Raw genomic sequence first — 16,562 nt, forward strand, 5'->3', positions numbered from 1 at the left:
GTAGTATGAGCAGAAATATAATAATAACCGGCGCAGCTGGTAATCTAGGTGAGGCAGTTGTAGAGAAGTTCAAGCGTGAGGGATACCATATTATAGCTTTGTTGCAACCAGGCAAAAACGAAGAAGTGGAAGAGGCAGACGATACCTATGAGGTGGATGTGACTGACGAAACCGCCACAGCGGAGTTTGTCAAAGAATATTATTTGCAATATGGAGAGGTAGATGCCATGGCGTTTTTGGTTGGTGGATTTGCGATGGGAGGTATATCAGATACCAGTCAGTCGGATTTGGAGAGCATGTTCACGCTCAATTTTTTCTCAGCTTTTCACTTAGTAAAAGGCTTTTTGCCACACATGAAAAAGCAAGGAAAAGGCACTTTCCTTTTCGTAGGAGCACGACCTGCGCTACAGGTGGCGGATGCCAAAGGGGCGTTAGCTTACGCGTTAAGTAAGAAATTGGTGATATCTCTGGCAGAAATAGTGGGCGAAGAGACCAAGGACACCCCCATTAGATCACACGTTTTTGTACCAAGTATCATCGATACGCCACCAAATCGTAAGTCTATGCCAGATGCAGATTTCAGCAAATGGGTAAGTGCAGATGAAATAGCTGAGGCGATGCACTATGCTGTCAATACACACGCGCTGCGCAATATGACCTTCAAATTATATGGAGAAGTTTAATTTTATACCAATGAAAAAGAAAGCACTAGTACTTGTAGTTTTTGCCTTCATATTCGCAATTCCAGGCTTTTCGCAGACAGAAGAAGATGCTGTGAAAGCCGTAATCGAATCGCTTTTTGATGGGATGCGAGCAAAAAATACAGCGCAGATCGCGGATGTATTTTCCGAAACTGCCATCATGCAAACCATAGAAACGACGGGAGAAACAGGTTCGGTAAAAGCTGGTTCTGTAGCTGATTTTGTCAAGGGAATAGGGAATCTTCCAGCCACAATGAACCTGGACGAGCGAATCACCGACTATCAAATCAATATTGATGGGCCTATGGCGACTGCCTGGACCCCCTACGAGTTTTATGCCAATGAGAAATTCAGCCACTGTGGGGTGAATTCATTCCAATTAGTAAAAATGGCCGAAGGCTGGAAAATAGTTTACATTATCGATACTCGCCGCAAAGAGGGCTGCTCTTGATTTATTATGAATACGTTTAAAGAAAAAGTTTACCAAACTGCGATCACGCAGGTGAAGGAAAAAATCAACCTGTTGAAGGCTGAGCGTCAGGCTATTAATGAGGGGATTTTGGAGGATACGAAAAGTAGTGCCGGGGATAAATTTGAGACTGGAAGAGAAACCCTCTCGCAAGATATCATGACGGTGGAAAAGCAACTGAAGCAGGCCTTATATGAATACGATGAGCTCTGCCGATTCCAAGCGATCAAGCAGCCCTCTAACACCGTGCAAGAAGGAAGCTTGGTGCAGTTGGGCTCAGATCATTATTTAATATCCATCAGTCTAGGTCAAATAACCGTCGATGGTCAAAAGCTTTTTATGCTTAGCAAAAGTTCACCGCTAGGTGAACTATTAGTTGGCCGCAAGAAAAATGATCAAGTAGAATTTCGTGGGAAGTCTATCAAAATCACTGAATTGCTCTGATTAAATAGTAGAAAGTCTGAGGCTGTCATCCGCACATCTCGGAGGGCAGGCGGCCTGATCAGCTAAGAATCTAAGCTGACGGGTCACCTTACGGAGATCCGTATAAATTAATTTTTCTTAGGGACTAAACTCATCAATTCGGTGGTGCCATCGAATAAGGTGAGTTTGTCCTTTTCTATTTTTAGGCTTCCGACTTTGCTCAACGCTGCTATGAAATCGCGCTCGCCAATACCTGGACACATTTTTTTCGACATGGCCCCTAAGTCAAGTTGCAGTCTAGAATCATCTATTGAGAAGTCCCCTGAGAAATTATTGCAACCAGTGAATCCAGATAGTGTGCCATCGGCGAGAAAGCTAAGCGATGGAATTCCACCTGGAAACTGAGTCATGTCTAAGCCCTCGCCTAGAAGCGAGGCAAGTGCCCAGCTATTCCCTGATAAATGATTTAGCGTATTGATAGGCTTGGAACTGGCACAAGCAGTCAAAAGAAAAACACTAAACACATAGGGAAGGATTTTAATTGCTTTCATACTTAGGTGAATTTTGAGCTTTTTGAAAAGCTGGTTACAGCTTAAAATCGATTTTAAATGGTAAACGGTGTAATGCAACAGGCTGTTAATTATTAGGAGAATTATTGCGGTATTTCTAATAGTATTTCTAATTTTTTCAAAAAACTACAATGTTTTGTTTGGCTAATTGAAATTTAGGCAGTAAGATTGTCCTGTCAATTGTCCAGTTATGGTATTTGCAGTAACAATCTCTTCAGACCTAAATCTACATCCAGCCATGGATGTGAGAGCCTGCGCCACTTTTTCTATGACGACATGGATGTGTACCACGATTACGGGTTGATCCCGTCTAAATCTATTAAGTACTCGCCCCCGCGGCCTCCTAGAGGCCAATCTTAATTTCTCAGTAATTAACTCCAGAAGCTTTATTTTATGCAAATCATCAAATTCGGTGGCTCATCCGTAGCGAACCCAGAGAATATACAGCGAGTTTTCGCCATCATTAAAGACAAACTAAAGACCAATGAGGTAGCCATAGTTTTTTCGGCTTTTGGTGGAGTCACGGAGAGCTTGTTGATGATTGCTCAGCTCGCGAGAGAAGGAGACGAAGCTTACCGAGAAGTTCTACAAACTCTCGAAGAAAAGCACCTAGCCATCGTGCGCCAACTAATCGCCGTACAAAGCCAATCCACGGTGATGACTTTTGTGAAGGTGCGGTTCAAAGAATTGGAAGACCTATTTCACGGGATTTATTTGATCAAAGAAAACTCACCTCGGACGCTAGATTATGTAGCAAGTTTTGGAGAGAGGCTTTCAGCTTTTATTCTTGCGGAATCCATGCAGGGGCAGGGGCTCAAAACACAGTTTTTAGATGCCCGAGAAGTAATCAGAACCAATGATCGATTTGGGCAGGCAAAAGTTGATTTTGATATCACTAATCAGGCGATCAAAACTTATTTTTCGAAGCATGATGGAATTAAAGTGATCACAGGATTTATAGCCTCCACAGCCAAAGGTGAGACGACAACACTTGGAAGATCAGGCTCTGATTATACTGCAGCCATTTTTGCGGCAGCACTAGATGCTGATAACCTAGAGATCTGGACGGACGTTTCTGGCGTGCTGACCTCTGATCCCAAGTTGGTTTACACCGCTTTTACCATTCCTCAACTGAGTTATAATGAGGCAATGGAGCTTTCGCATTTTGGTGCCAAAGTGATTTTTCCAGCTACCATGCAGCCAGCAATGCGCAAAAGCATTCCGATTTATATCAAAAATACCTTTGATCCATCAAATTCAGGTACATTGATCAACGGAGAGGTAAGTCCTGGGGCTTTGATCAAAGGGATTAGTTCTATTCCGAATGTGTCTATCGTAACGGTCCAAGGGGCAGGAATGCTTGATTCTACCGTCGGAACTAGTCGAGTATTCAAAGCTTTGGCAGAGGCAAAAGTCAATGTTTTGCTGATTTCTCAAGCTTCTTCTGAGCATAGCATCTGTTTGGCGATCAAGACACAGGAGTCTTATCTGGCCAAAGAAGCCGTGGAAAAGGAGTTTTACTACGAAATCAAATCCGGAGAAATGGACGAGGTGATCCTGCTACATGACCTGGCTACAGTAGCGGTGGTAGGTGAGAATATGAAGCATAACCCAGGCGCTTCAGGACGCATGTTCCGAGCTTTGGGAAGAAATAATATTAACGTGGGCGCGATTGCGCAGGGGAGTTCAGAGTTGAACATCTCAGCCGTTATTCCTCAGCCAGATTTGCAAAAGGCGCTCAACGCGCTGCACGAGGCATTTTTCCTATCAGAAAACAAAGTGCTTCACGTATTCTTAGTCGGCACAGGGTTGATCGGCCAGGCGTTAATCAAAATGATTGCAAATCAACAGCAGAAACTTCGCGGGGAAAATGAACTCGACATTCAGATTCACGGCTTGGCCAACAGTCGCTACATGGCTTTCCATGAAGATGGTTTTGACCTTACTAATCCTTATGAGCTAAGTGATGCTGATGAGAAAACTGATCTCAGCAAGTTTATCCGCACGATGGAAGAGATGAACTTCTCTAATTCTGTTTTTGTGGATTGTACTGCAAGCCAGGACGTAGCGGAGCTTTATACTCAGATTTTGGAAGCCAAAGTTGCGATCGTGACTCCTAATAAAAAGGCCAATTCTGGCTCAATGGAACAGTATAAAAATCTGAAAAGAATCGCTAAGAAACGCGGAGTGAAATTCCTGTACGAAACTAATGTGGCAGCTGGCCTTCCAGTCATAAATACACTACAGGATTTGATGCTGAGTGGTGACCGTGTGATCCGTATTGAGGCGGTGCTTTCTGGCTCGATGAATTATATTTTCTCTGAATTGGAAAAAGGTGATCCTTTCTCCGAAGTGGTGAAAAAAGCTAAGGAATTGGGTTATACTGAACCAGATCCACGCGATGATTTGAGCGGAATGGATGTGGCGAGAAAGATATTGATTTTGGGTCGTGAGGCTGAGCAACATCTGGAATTTGAATCAATTGATATTCAAAGCATGGTTCCTGAAGACTGTCAGAATCTGGGGTCGGTTGCTGAGTTTTTTGAAGTGCTAAAGTCACACGATGTGGACTTTGAGAACTTGCTGAAAGAGGCAGAAGCCAAAGGAGAGAAGCTTCGATTCATGGCAACTTTGGAAAATGGAAAAGCCAAAGTCGGTCTGAATTCCCTTCCGATTGCTCATCCATTTAGTGGATTGGGCGGCTCTGATAATATGATCCTGTTGACTACAGATAGATATCGTGATAGACCTATGATCATCAGAGGTCCAGGTGCTGGGGCAGATGTGACTGCTGCAGGAGTATTTGCAGATGTGATTCGTATCGGTAATTATACCAGAGAATAATGCGCTCTGTCAAAGCTTTTGCCCCTGCCACGGTCGCAAATGTTTCCTGTGGATTTGATATTCTAGGATTCGCGATAGACGCGATGGGCGATACAGTAGAGCTGGTTCTGAAGAATGAGCCGGGGTTAGTTGTGGTTTCTATTGACGGAGACGGCGGGAAGCTCCCTTTTGAAGCGGAGAAAAACACCTGTGCTGTGGCCATTCAAGCCATGTTGGATGAGTTGAATTCCAACGTAGGTATGAATATTTACTTGACTAAAGGTTTGCCTTTGGGTTCAGGGATGGGGTCGAGTGCCGCAAGTGCTGTTGCTGCATTGGCGGCGGCCAACAGGCTTTTGGGTGATCCATTTGAAAAGAAAGATTTATTGCCTTTTGCTATAGCAGCGGAGAAAGTGGCTTGTGGAGCTGGACATGCGGATAATGTCGCGCCAAGCTTGTTAGGTGGCTTTGTGTTGGTAAGAGATTACCATCCGTTGGATGTGATCAAACTTCCTGTTCCACAAGGGTTGTATTGCACATTATTACACCCACATTACGAGCTGAAAACGGCAGATTCCAGATCTGTCTTGCGAGATCAAATCCCGATGAAGCATGCGACAATCCAATCCGGAAATGTGGCTGGGTTAATTGCAGGATTATATGAAAGCGATTTTGAATTGATATCTAGATCTCTCCGAGATGTGATTGCAGAACCGTATCGTGCGGTATTACTTCCAGGTTTTTACGAAGTGAGAGAAGCATTGAAATCAGCTGGTGCTCTTGGAATGGGGATCTCAGGATCGGGGCCTACACTGTTCGCACTCTCTAAGGGAAAAGAAACTGCTGAGGCTGTAGGCGAAGCAGGCAAAGAAATGTTTTCAAAAATAGGTCTTGACGTGGATGTTTATTTCTCTGAGATCAACACCAGAGGCGCCTACGTCATCGAAGAAAAATAAGCGTATGAGGTTTTACAGCACAAATAATTCTGGCCATCAGGTAGATCTTGCCGAGGCAGTGATCAAAGGCTTAGCACCTGATCAAGGGCTTTATATGCCGACTGAAATTCCTGTTTTGGAACAGAGTCTTTCGGATAAATTCCCAGAAATGACTTTTCAGGAAATAGGCTACGAAGTCATTGGAGCTTTATTCTCTTCTGCATTAAGTCAGGAACAAATCAAAGAATTGGTGGATCATACGCTGACGTTTGATGCACCGCTGGTAAAAGTGGAAGAAGATGTATATAGCCTAGAGCTTTTTCATGGGCCTACGCTTGCATTCAAAGATTTCGGAGCACGTTTTTGTTCCAAACTGATGAGTATGCTGATGAAGAAATCTGATCGTACTGTGCGCGTACTAGTTGCGACTTCCGGAGATACAGGATCTGCCGTCGCCAATGGATTTTTGGGTGTAGATGGAGTGGAGGTAATCATTCTTTTCCCGAAAGGGAAAGTAAGTGAACTACAGGAAAAGCAGTTTACTACCCTAGGGCAGAACATCTCTGCACTGGAAGTTGATGGGGTATTTGACGATTGCCAGAAGATGGTGAAGCAAGCATTTTTGGATGCTGAGTTGAATGAAAAGTTATTGCTGACTTCTGCGAATTCCATCAACGTGGCCCGTTGGATTCCACAATGTTTGTATTATTTCTATGCTTTTTCCAGACTTCCGCAAAATGGTAAAAAAGTAGCTTTCGCTGTTCCTTCAGGGAATTTTGGGAACATAGCAGCAGGAATATTAGCGCAACGAATGGGCTTGCCTATAGATCAATTTGTGGCTGCGACGAATGTAAATAAAGTAGTTCCAGACTTTTTGAACGGAGCTGATTTTGCGGCTATGTCATCTATAGCTACAATCAGCAACAGCATGGATGTGGGGAACCCAAGTAATTTTCCTAGGCTTTTGGCGCTTTATGGTAATGATGAGCAGGTGCTCAAGGATAATGTGAAGGGTTATTTCTATTCAGATACAGAAACGGAGGAAGCGATGCAAGAAGTGAAAAAATCTGGCTATACCCTAGATCCACACGGAGCAGTTGGGTACTTGGGCTTAAAGGATTTTATGGCTGAAAATGATGATTTCCAAGGTGTGTTTTTGGAAACGGCTCACCCGGGTAAATTCAGGGAAACTGTAGAAAAAGCATTGAACTTGAAACTTGAGCTTCCAGAGAGATTAGCTGCTTTTATGGATGGAGAGAAGAAAGTGGAGGCTTTGGAGAATGATTTTGAGGAGTTTAAGGGGTATTTGATAAATCTAGATGCCTAAATGTTTCCTTTGAATAGAAGATGGCGTGAATTTTATCGGATTATATGTATTTCCGCTTTCTTGCCAGAAAACAATATGTGTAAGTATGGTCTAAATTACTAACGAGCCTAACCATCATTAATTTGTTACTGGCATTATTTGGGATACACATTTTGGGTAAATAGCTGTTGTCATTCTGTTTAGGGATTTTGTCTCATCTCGAGGTGCATACGTTTACAATTTGGAGTAACATTTTACATTCATCTAGATTTAATTCAAGGTCTGGATACTTCTCTTTTTCAATATTAATAGATCCGCAGGTAATTGTCCCTTTTTCAGGATTTTGATCAATAATCCTTTTTATCAAAATTCCTTCTTTGTGTACAATAACGTAATCCTTGAATTTAATGATCTGAAAACGAGAATTCCATAAGCCTTTTTCAATATCCCTTGCTGTCACTATTGATCTTGACATGATGGATTCAGATGTTCCGTTATCCATTCCATTGCCTGACACTCTGAAAGAATAATATTTTCCTTTATGATTCCTATCCAGCACAAAAGAATGATTGGGTAATTCCTCAAGGAATTCTAAATCATTGTAGCCTGACAAAAAACCTGCTTGAGCGTATTCCTCCACCAAAGGCGTGACCATTAATAATGATCCATTATTTAATTTGATGAAATGGTTAATACCTTTTCTATAATAGGGGACATGATCATTATTTGCAAAACCATTATTTACATCGTTGGTATTAATCCAATTATCGTTTCGCCAAATTTCAGATTCTTTTACCTTAAAAACGTCAAGGATATGCTCTGCTGTTTTGTGATTCAAGTTCTCACTTGTAAAGTAGCTGTAAACCTGCTGCCTGCTCACTCCTAACATATCTGCAGCCTTAGTTTTACTGATGCTCTGTGAATCAATCCATTTTTTGAACTGAATGCCTGTTCTAAGTTTTAGTGTCATTTTGTAAATATTTTAAAGTTAATGATATTGTTTTGTAAACATATTAACTAAAATGTAAATAAAATAAAACTTTATTATAAATGTAAATGGTGTTAGTCGCTAGGAAATACAATTGAGTAAGTTTTCGTGCGTAATTGATGTTTACACTAATGTTTTGTGTAAATGTAGTGTAAGGTACAATGAAGAAGTTTTCAAAATCTACTTTAAAAAATACCTCGTCTGATTACCTTTTCCTTCAGCCAGAATTAGACTTGATTCTACCGCTTTTTTCAAATCACGACTTGCGGTAGCAGAAGAGATTGTTTTGAACACGTCCATGTACTCTTTACGGGTGAATTCATTTTTGCCCAAAGAAAGGAAATGCGTGATCCTTTGATCTGAAGTCAAGATTTGACCATTTACATTCAATAAGTCCCCTAGAGAACTGTCAATAATGTGAAGCATGTATTCAATGAATATTGTTGAGTTTCCAGATTTATCACTGGCTGATAATGCCTGATAATATTCATCTTGAGTTTGACTAATGAGCGTTTCAAAGGGTAGAAATTCGAATACAGCATATCTTTCCTTAAGAATTATAGTTTGCCATAGCCTTCCCATCCTCCCGTTTCCGTCAAGAAATGGATGGATGAATTCCATTTCGTAGTGAAAAACACAGCTTTTGATCAAAGCAAGCTCATTATCATTCTTTAGATACTTAAATAGTTCTTTCATGAGTCCAGGCACATTTGAAGCTGGCGGGGCTAAATGTGCTACTTGCGAACCTTTAACTACTCCTACTCCTCGAGTTCGGTAGCTGCCAGGTTGATCAATCAATTCTTTCATCAAAGTTGCGTGTGCGAATAAGAATGATTTCTCAGAGGAGGATTTGTAGGCATTTAGATTTTCATAAACTTCTATCGCATTCAAGACTTCAGTAATGTCTTTCTGTGGACCAATGATAGGTTTGTTTTCAATCAAAGCCGTAATCTGCTCTTCTGAGAGTGTATTTCCTTCAATCTGAAGAGAAGAATGGATGGTTTTAATCTTATTTTGCTTGCGAAGCTGAGGAGATTGCTTTTCTAGAAAAAGTGCGTTTGTTTCACCGATTTTTTCTGAGATCGAGCTGACTAACTGCAGAATCTTCGGCGTAATATCATATGGTGGTCTCATTGATAGTATCATTTGATACTATCAAAGGTATCGCTATTGATTTGAATTCAGGTAATTTGTGGGTGAATGCTACCGATAAAATATGCTAGAATAAAGTCATCATTGCACATATATAAGATAAAATGATTGTATAAGAATGTGACCTAATGATTGTACTTGACACTTTTTACTTCTTACAGTTAGATCGCTTCACTCCTACGTCGTTCGCGATGACGGCTACGGCCACTTCGGTCTTCCGTCTTCTAGCTAATTCAAACCCTACTTTTTCCTCTCAATCGTATAACTCACCAATCCTTCCAGAGAAGTTTTGTATTCAGACTCGGGAAAGGTTTTCAGGATATCCAATGCTTCCTGATAAAATCTATCCATGATGGTTTTGGCGTATTCCAAACCGCCACTTTTCTTTACAAATTCGATTACCTGATTGACTGCTTTCTTGTCTTCGCTCCGGTTTCTGATCAGGTTGATGATTTTCTTTTTCTCCAGCCAATCCGCCTTTTGCAACGCAAAAATAAGGGGAAGTGTCATTTTCTTCTCTTTGATATCTATTCCGACAGGCTTGCCGATTTCATCTTCGCCGTAGTCAAAAAGATCGTCTTTGATCTGAAATGCCATCCCGACTTTCTCTCCAAAAATTCTCATTTTGGAAATTGTCTCATCACTGCTATCAGTGCTGGATGCACCTACTGCACAGCAGGAAGCCAACAAACTGGCGGTTTTCTGACGAATTATATCGTAATATACTTCCTCTGTAATGTCGAGCTTACGCGCTTTAGCGATTTGCAGCAATTCGCCTTCAGACATTTCCTTTACTGCGTTGGAAACGATCTTCAGGAGTTTGAAATCATTGTTTTCCACACTTAGAAGCAATCCTCTGGAAAGCAGATAGTCGCCTACAAGCACTGAGATTTTGTTTTTCCAAAGGGCATTGACAGAGAAAAACCCGCGTCGGTAGTTTGCATCATCCACGACATCATCGTGTACCAAAGTCGCCGTGTGTAAAAGTTCAATTAATGCTGCGCCTCGGTGAGTGGAGTCATTGATTCCTCCACAAACTCCCGCTGTCAAAAACACAAACATCGGACGCATTTGCTTGCCTTTGCGCTTGACAATGTAATTCGTGATGTGGTCTAGAAGTTTGACCTTAGATTTCATAGAAGCCCGAAATTTCAGTTCAAACTGAGCCATTTCGTTCTCTATTGGAATTTGTATTTGCTTAAGGTCTGGTTTCATCCGGTCTTTGATGCTGTAAAAATACTACCGTTTCTCTCATGGACAAGGGAATGTAGTTCTATGAACTGTGAAGAGGCCAAATTGATTGTGATTTTTGGAAATTGTGTATTTTGTACTACTTATTTTGCACCCCTAACCCGAGATACGATGAAGAATTTTAAGATTGAAATCAAGTGGGCATTCATTTTTGTGCTCATGATGCTTGCCTGGATGATGCTGGAAAAGTCCCTTGGTTACCATGATGAGAAGATTGCGGGCCATCCGACTTTCACGAATTTTGTGGCTATCCCCTCTATTGCGATTTATGTTTTTGCCCTCCGTGACAAAAAGAAAAATTTCTATCACGGCCTAATGAGCTATAAACAAGGATTTATGTCAGGGTTGATTATTACGATCATCGTGGCTTTACTTAGCCCACTTTCTCAATATATTATCAGTGAATTTATCACGCCGGACTACTTCGGCAATGTGATTACCTATGTCGTCGCCCAAGGAACAATGACACAGGAAGACGCGGAGGCATATTTTAATTTGAAAAGTTACATGATCCAATCCATGATAGGAGCCATGGTCATGGGGCTATTGACTTCTGCGATTGTAGCTTTTGTAGTAAAGTCAAAGAGCAAGAGCTGAGAATTCATTGGCTGAGATGAGTTAGAGTACAAAGGGCTTTTTCACTATCTTTGAGCAGATTTTTAACTAAAACCAGACACTTGGAGGAGAAATACATCAAGCATAAGTACGAGCCGATTCACCCTAGTAAGGAGGAATGGCCAGTAGTGAAGCTGGCGAGAGAGCGGAAGGAATTTGTGAAGAAAGTGGCTGATCTATCTGAAGATAGAATTCTCAAACTCACGGGTAATAATCCTGATATTCTCAAGGAGGAATTGGAGACGACGCTCTATAGAGAAAAGCTTAGGATCAAGCAAAATCCTTGGGTAGTAGATCCAGATGATGATGAGGCTTTCTGGAGCGGTGTCAAATCTTCGTTAGTTCAAATAAGCACAGAAAATGGGCGGCAGAAACTTAAAAAATTTCAGGCCTACAAGTCGATTTTGAATCAAATCACAGCTCGGTATGCAGAAGAAATTGCCAGTAATTTCAAGGCTACACATTATAAATTCACACGCTCGGTAGTCACGTATGGCTTTTCAAGGCTACTGAATGCAGCTCGGGTCAAGGGGTTCAAGTCTATTTTCAGCAATCAATACACGCTCCAGGATAAGATTCAGATCACCGGAGAGACGGATCAATTAAGAGATTTGGCGACCAAAGGAACCGTAGTGATGGTACCCACACACTTTAGCAACCTGGATAGTATTCTGATTGGCTGGGTGATTTCTGTTTTGGGTTTGCCTCCCTTTATCTATGGTGCAGGTCTGAACCTGTTCAATATTTCCATTTTCGCTTACTTCATGAATTCCCTCGGTGCATACAAAGTGGATCGGAGAAAGAAGAACTTAATGTATCTGGAGACGCTGAAGACCTATTCCAAGGAAGCGATTCAGTTTGGATGTCACTCACTTTTTTTTCCTGGAGGAACAAGGTCCAGAAGCGGAATGATAGAATCCAAGCTTAAGCTCGGGCTCCTCAGTACTGCCATAGAAGCTCAGCGGGCAAACTATGAATCTGGACTGAACGATATCACGGGTAAGATTTTCATCGTACCAGTGACTATCAATTATCACTTTGTGCTAGAAGCTCCCAGTTTGATTCGGGATCACCTGAGTATTACCGGTCAAGAGCGCTATTACAAGGAGAATGATGAGTTTTCTAACTCCTACAAAATCTCCAAGTTTCTTGTCAAATTTTTTACCAAAGGATCAGATATCTCAGTTTCTGTGGGAAAAGCAATGGATGTTCTCGGTAACTATGTGGATGTAGAAGGGAAAAGTTTGGATAAGCATGGACGGGTGATTGATACCCGGGACTATTTTGTGTCAGGAGGGGAAGTGACTATAGACAATCAGCGGGAAGAAGAATATACGAATATGCTAGGCAAGCGAATCGTAGAGGAATTCCATAAGATAAATCGTGTTTTCAACTCGCATCTGGTCGCATTTGTGGCTTTTGAAATAATCAAGCAGCGAAATAAAAAGCTGGATTTATTTGACCTACTGAGGATTCCGCAGGAAGATATTAGCATCCCTTATGAGGAATTTAAGGCTAGTTGCCAGCTCGTTTTGGATAAAATCAAAGAATTGAAATCTCAGGGGCTGATCAATACTGCGCCTCACCTCTCCAAAGATCTGGATGAAATCATCAAGCGAGGAATAGAAAATGTGGGAATGTATCATTCCAAGCGACCAATAATTGAGGACAAAAATGGAGATATAGGAACGGATGATATGAGCCTACTTTATTTTTATCACAACAGACTGACAGGATATGGACTCGAAAAACTCTACTGAAGCTAAGTATATAGGAGTAGTCGGAGTGGGGAGCTTTGGCGCAGCCATCGCAAATATTCTGGCTGCCAAAAATCCAGTCATGGTCTATGCACGGAAGCAAGAAGTGGTGGATGAGATCAATACTTCTCATACGGCTCAGGGAAAAGCACTGAATGAACATATCATCGCATCCAATGACCCAGAACAACTCTGCCAAAGCTGTGATGTGTTGTTTTTCATGATTTCTTCTTCGGGATTCCAAGAAGTGGTACGTAACTTTTCGCCCTTTCTCTTCCCGTATCATTTGATAATCCATGGTACCAAAGGACTCTGTCTGAACCTCAAGCCAGGTGAATCGCTAGAGACTGTTAAAAAAATCAAACGCTCCCAACTACTCACCATGAGTGAGGTGATTATTCAGGAGACGGTAGCAGTGCGGGTAGGATGCCTGGCAGGTCCAAATATTTCGAAAGAACTAGCGCAGGGACAGCCTGCTGCCACTGTGATAGCCAGTAAATACAACGAGGTGATTTTAGAAGGTCAAAGCCTGCTGAGATCTGAGAAATTCCAGGTTTATGGCAATTCAGATATAATTGGTGTTGAGCTAAGCGGAGTGCTGAAAAATATCATTGCTATCGCCTCAGGAGCTTTGGCGGGGTTAGGATTGGGGGAAAATGCCAAAGGTTTGCTCATCAGCCGGGGTATGGTGGAAATGATTCACTTGGGAAATGCGCTAGGAGGAAGCATCAAATCTGTGATGGGCTTAGCAGGAATTGGTGACTTGGTCACTACTTGCAACTCGATTCACTCAAGGAACTTCACCGTGGGATACAGGCTTGCCAAGGGCGAAACCTTAGATGAAATTCTCGCCGATATGGATGAGGTGGCAGAAGGTATCAATACCGTGCGAATTATTAAGGCTTTTCTGGAGACTGCGGATTTGCGGGCACCTATCACCGAGAATCTCTATCGCGTACTATTTGAAGATTTGGAGATCGAAGAGGCGTTACAGTTTCTGATGAAATATCCCTTCAATGTGGATGTGGATTTTGTGTAATTTTTTTGAACTACCGAGATCGCAAAGAAATCGCAAAGAGCACAGGAATTTAGTGTAAAATCAAATGGTTTAAGTTGGCTTAGATGCCAGCAGTATTAGATACGTATCCGTTACAATTCAATCTTTCAAAAGGCTCCGTTTATAGTTAATGTTGTTCTGAAAGAGCTGCTTTAAGTGAACTCTTTCCTGACTATAATAAAGAAAGGCCACTTTTGAGAAATCAAAAGTGGCCTTTTTTCAATTATATACTTAACCGTATTTATCGAATTGGAATCAATTTCACCATCAAGCCGGTACCCTCGGTAATCGCATAGATATACCCATCTGGACTTTGCGAAACCTGGCGCACACGTCCGATATCCTGAAGCATGATTTCTTGATTTCCTGCCACTGTGCCATTCATGTCCACACGGTTGATGTGCATTTTACTCAATGCTCCAATAAGAATATCACCCTTCCAAGCTGGGTACTTATCCGAAGTTACCATGGTCATACCTGCTGTAGCTATAGAAGGTACATAGTAGGTTAATGGCTGCTCCATTCCCTCTTTTTCCTGAATATCAGATACAGGCTTGTCATCGTAGCCAATACCCCAAGTGATCACCGGCCATCCGTAATTCTTGCCTTTTTCGATCAAGTTCAACTCGTCACCCCCCTGAGGTCCATGCTCAGTTTCGTAAAGTCTATTGTTTACTTTGTCAAAATATAGACCTTGAGGATTTCTATTGCCATACGTCCAGATCGATGCGACTGCACCTTCTGTACCTACAAATGGATTGTCAGTTGGGACTCTACCATCGTCATGAATACGGTGGATTTTCCCATGGGAATTTGTCAAATCTTGCGCATTGGATGGATTATCTCCACGCTCTCCACTTGAATAATATAGGTAGCCATCATTGTCAAAAACGATACGGCTTCCCAAGTGCCTGCCCCCTTTCCAAGCCGGAACGGATTGAAAAAGTTCTTCTTGGTTGACAGCATTGTTTCCTTCTAGCTTGAACCTCATGATAGCAGTAGTGGAAGTGCTATCTGGCATTGGTTTTCCATAAGAAATATAAATCCAGCCATTCTCAGCAAATTTTGGGTGAGCTGCTACGTCCAGAAGTCCTGACTGGCCCTGAGTCCAAAACTGTGGCAAGCCCTGTATTTTTTCACCAGTGAATTCATCATCCTGGAAGATCAGTATTTCACCTTTTTTCTCAGTGACTAGCATTTTGCCGTCAGCAAGCCAGGTCATTCCCCAAGGGTTTTCAAAATCCGTGTAGAGTGTGTCCACATTGAGAAGTAGTGCTTCCGTCTGAACGGCATAAGTTTCGTCGATAGGCTCGGCTATAACTTCTGGTTCTTTAGGCGAGCAAGAGCTCCACAGTAAGACGCCAGCTGCAATAGGGACAATAGGTAGGTAATGATTGATGTTTTTCATAGCTATGTTAAAATCTTAGCACAAGATAAAGCACATCTTCCGGATCTTAAATCTTTTTACACGAGCGACTTAAATAATCGGAGTTTCTGCCACGCTAGCGATCATTGCTTCTACCTCATTTACCATTTCAGAAGAACCGATGAATAGCGGAGTTCTTTGGTGGAGATCCGTTGGTTGTATTTCCAGAATTCTCTGTGATCCATTGGTGGCTTTTGCGCCAGCTTGCTCCGCGATTAGTGCCAACGCATTGGCTTCGTATAGCAAGCGCAGTTTCCCTGAAGGATTCTTTTTAGTGGGCGGATACAGATAGATACCACCTTTCAGTAGGTTTCTATGGAAGTCAGCCACCAAGGATCCTATGTATCTCGCAGAGTACCTTCTGTCTTTGCATTGATTGATGTACGCATTGATTCCATCTTCCCATTCATGCTGTGTGCCTTCGTTGACGGAGTAGATTTGCCCGTTCTTAGGAGCTTGTATATCTGGATGAGAAAGGAAAAATTCTCCTAATGACGGTTCGTAGGTAAAGCCATTTACACCGCACCCGGTGGTATAAACCAGCATGGTGGAGGAACCATAAAGCACATAGCCTGCTGCTACTTGCTCGGTTCCAGCTTGCATGATATCTTCTTTTTGAATTGGGCTGCCTGTAGGAGTTTTTCTTCGGTAAATAGAGAAAATTGTTCCTATACTAATATTTACATCGATATTGGAGCTGCCGTCCAAGGGGTCTATCGCTATCACATATTTGCCAGAGCTATTTTGCAGGTCAATCACAGCATCTTCCTCTTCGGAAACTATGGCACAGACTTCGCCGCCTTTACTCAGCGCACGCATGAAGCGAATATTTGCAATCACATCGAGTTTTTGCTGCTCTTCGCCCTGTACATTTACTTGACCTACCGCGCCACCTATGTTCGATAGTCCTGCTCGTGTAGTTTCACGATTGACTATCTTGGCGGCAAGAGCGATATCACGAAGAAGTTGGGAAAGTTCACCTGAAGCGAACGGAAAATCGCTTTGCTTGAATTTAATGAATCGGTCAAGTGTGGTTCCGACTGAGTAGGCCAACCCGCTTTGATCTGGCTGATAAGGTACTATTTTCATA

General features: G+C 42.2%; 15 protein-coding genes. 9 read left to right on the plus strand and 6 right to left on the minus strand.

Annotation, left to right across the window (positions count from 1 at the left end; all coding sequences use genetic code 11):
- The first annotated feature begins 5 nt into the window (after nt 1–5).
- Genes ABJH64_RS10315 through ABJH64_RS10325 form a run of 3 tightly spaced genes read left to right on the plus strand, consistent with a single transcriptional unit; the run spans nt 6 to nt 1,614 of the window.
- Nucleotides 6–683, plus strand: a complete 678-nt coding sequence (locus tag ABJH64_RS10315) for an SDR family NAD(P)-dependent oxidoreductase (RefSeq protein WP_348276477.1) — start codon at nt 6–8, stop codon at nt 681–683.
- 10 nt (nt 684–693) lie between these two features.
- Nucleotides 694–1,152, plus strand: coding sequence for a nuclear transport factor 2 family protein (locus ABJH64_RS10320; protein WP_348276478.1), 459 nt, complete (start codon nt 694–696; stop codon nt 1,150–1,152).
- Between the two features lie 6 nt (nt 1,153–1,158).
- The gene (locus ABJH64_RS10325; protein WP_348276479.1) at nt 1,159–1,614 is read left to right on the plus strand and encodes a hypothetical protein; all 456 of its coding nucleotides are present in this window, start codon (nt 1,159–1,161) and stop codon (nt 1,612–1,614) included.
- A gap of 107 nt (nt 1,615–1,721) precedes the next feature.
- Here ABJH64_RS10325 and ABJH64_RS10330 read toward each other — a convergent pair whose 3' ends face one another.
- Nucleotides 1,722–2,144 carry an META domain-containing protein gene (locus ABJH64_RS10330; RefSeq protein ID WP_348276480.1) on the minus strand — a complete coding sequence of 141 codons (423 nt, stop codon included), beginning with the start codon at nt 2,142–2,144 and terminating at the stop codon, nt 1,722–1,724.
- Between the two features lie 411 nt (nt 2,145–2,555).
- On the opposite strand from ABJH64_RS10330, the gene thrA reads away from it, so the two are divergent.
- The 3 genes from thrA to thrC are packed head-to-tail and all read left to right on the plus strand — an operon-like array spanning nt 2,556 to nt 7,247.
- On the plus strand, nt 2,556–5,006 hold the full coding sequence (gene thrA, locus ABJH64_RS10335) for a bifunctional aspartate kinase/homoserine dehydrogenase I (RefSeq protein ID WP_348276481.1): 2,451 nt from the start codon (nt 2,556–2,558) through the stop codon (nt 5,004–5,006).
- A complete protein-coding gene (locus ABJH64_RS10340; RefSeq protein WP_348276482.1) occupies nt 5,006–5,941 on the plus strand; it encodes a homoserine kinase in 936 nt (311 codons plus the stop codon). The genes thrA and ABJH64_RS10340 overlap by 1 nt, the downstream gene beginning before the upstream one ends.
- A 4-nt stretch (nt 5,942–5,945) precedes the next feature.
- On the plus strand, nt 5,946–7,247 hold the full coding sequence (thrC, locus tag ABJH64_RS10345; protein ID WP_348276483.1) for a threonine synthase: 1,302 nt from the start codon (nt 5,946–5,948) through the stop codon (nt 7,245–7,247).
- Between the two features lie 193 nt (nt 7,248–7,440).
- Here the strand turns inward: thrC and ABJH64_RS10350 are convergent, their stop codons facing one another.
- The 3 genes from ABJH64_RS10350 to ABJH64_RS10360 form a co-directional block, all read right to left on the minus strand.
- Complete coding sequence (locus ABJH64_RS10350) at nt 7,441–8,196, minus strand: hypothetical protein (protein ID WP_348276484.1); 756 nt, start codon at nt 8,194–8,196, stop codon at nt 7,441–7,443.
- A gap of 198 nt (nt 8,197–8,394) precedes the next feature.
- Nucleotides 8,395–9,348, minus strand: coding sequence for a Fic family protein (locus ABJH64_RS10355; protein WP_348276485.1), 954 nt, complete (start codon nt 9,346–9,348; stop codon nt 8,395–8,397).
- 258 nt (nt 9,349–9,606) lie between these two features.
- The gene (locus ABJH64_RS10360; RefSeq protein WP_348276486.1) at nt 9,607–10,581 is read right to left on the minus strand and encodes a polyprenyl synthetase family protein; all 975 of its coding nucleotides are present in this window, start codon (nt 10,579–10,581) and stop codon (nt 9,607–9,609) included.
- Nucleotides 10,582–10,728: 147 nt separating this feature from the next.
- Here ABJH64_RS10360 and ABJH64_RS10365 point away from each other — a divergent pair, with 147 nt between their 5' ends.
- From ABJH64_RS10365 to ABJH64_RS10375, 3 genes are all read left to right on the plus strand, one after another.
- A complete protein-coding gene (locus ABJH64_RS10365; RefSeq protein WP_348276487.1) occupies nt 10,729–11,214 on the plus strand; it encodes a DUF4199 domain-containing protein in 486 nt (161 codons plus the stop codon).
- An 80-nt stretch (nt 11,215–11,294) separates the two neighbouring features.
- Complete coding sequence (locus ABJH64_RS10370; RefSeq protein ID WP_348276497.1) at nt 11,295–12,992, plus strand: 1-acyl-sn-glycerol-3-phosphate acyltransferase; 1,698 nt, start codon at nt 11,295–11,297, stop codon at nt 12,990–12,992.
- Nucleotides 12,970–14,028, plus strand: coding sequence for an NAD(P)H-dependent glycerol-3-phosphate dehydrogenase (locus ABJH64_RS10375; RefSeq protein ID WP_348276488.1), 1,059 nt, complete (start codon nt 12,970–12,972; stop codon nt 14,026–14,028). The genes ABJH64_RS10370 and ABJH64_RS10375 overlap by 23 nt, the downstream gene beginning before the upstream one ends.
- Nucleotides 14,029–14,287: 259 nt before the next feature.
- Here the strand turns inward: ABJH64_RS10375 and ABJH64_RS10380 are convergent, their stop codons facing one another.
- Nucleotides 14,288–15,454 carry a PQQ-dependent sugar dehydrogenase gene (locus ABJH64_RS10380; RefSeq protein WP_348276489.1) on the minus strand — a complete coding sequence of 389 codons (1,167 nt, stop codon included), beginning with the start codon at nt 15,452–15,454 and terminating at the stop codon, nt 14,288–14,290.
- Between the two features lie 69 nt (nt 15,455–15,523).
- Nucleotides 15,524–16,561 carry a class 1 fructose-bisphosphatase gene (fbp, locus tag ABJH64_RS10385; RefSeq protein WP_348276490.1) on the minus strand — a complete coding sequence of 346 codons (1,038 nt, stop codon included), beginning with the start codon at nt 16,559–16,561 and terminating at the stop codon, nt 15,524–15,526.
- Between the last annotated feature and the right edge of the window lies 1 nt (nt 16,562).

This window comes from Algoriphagus sp., assembly GCF_039969895.1.
Classification (GTDB): domain Bacteria; phylum Bacteroidota; class Bacteroidia; order Cytophagales; family Cyclobacteriaceae; genus Algoriphagus.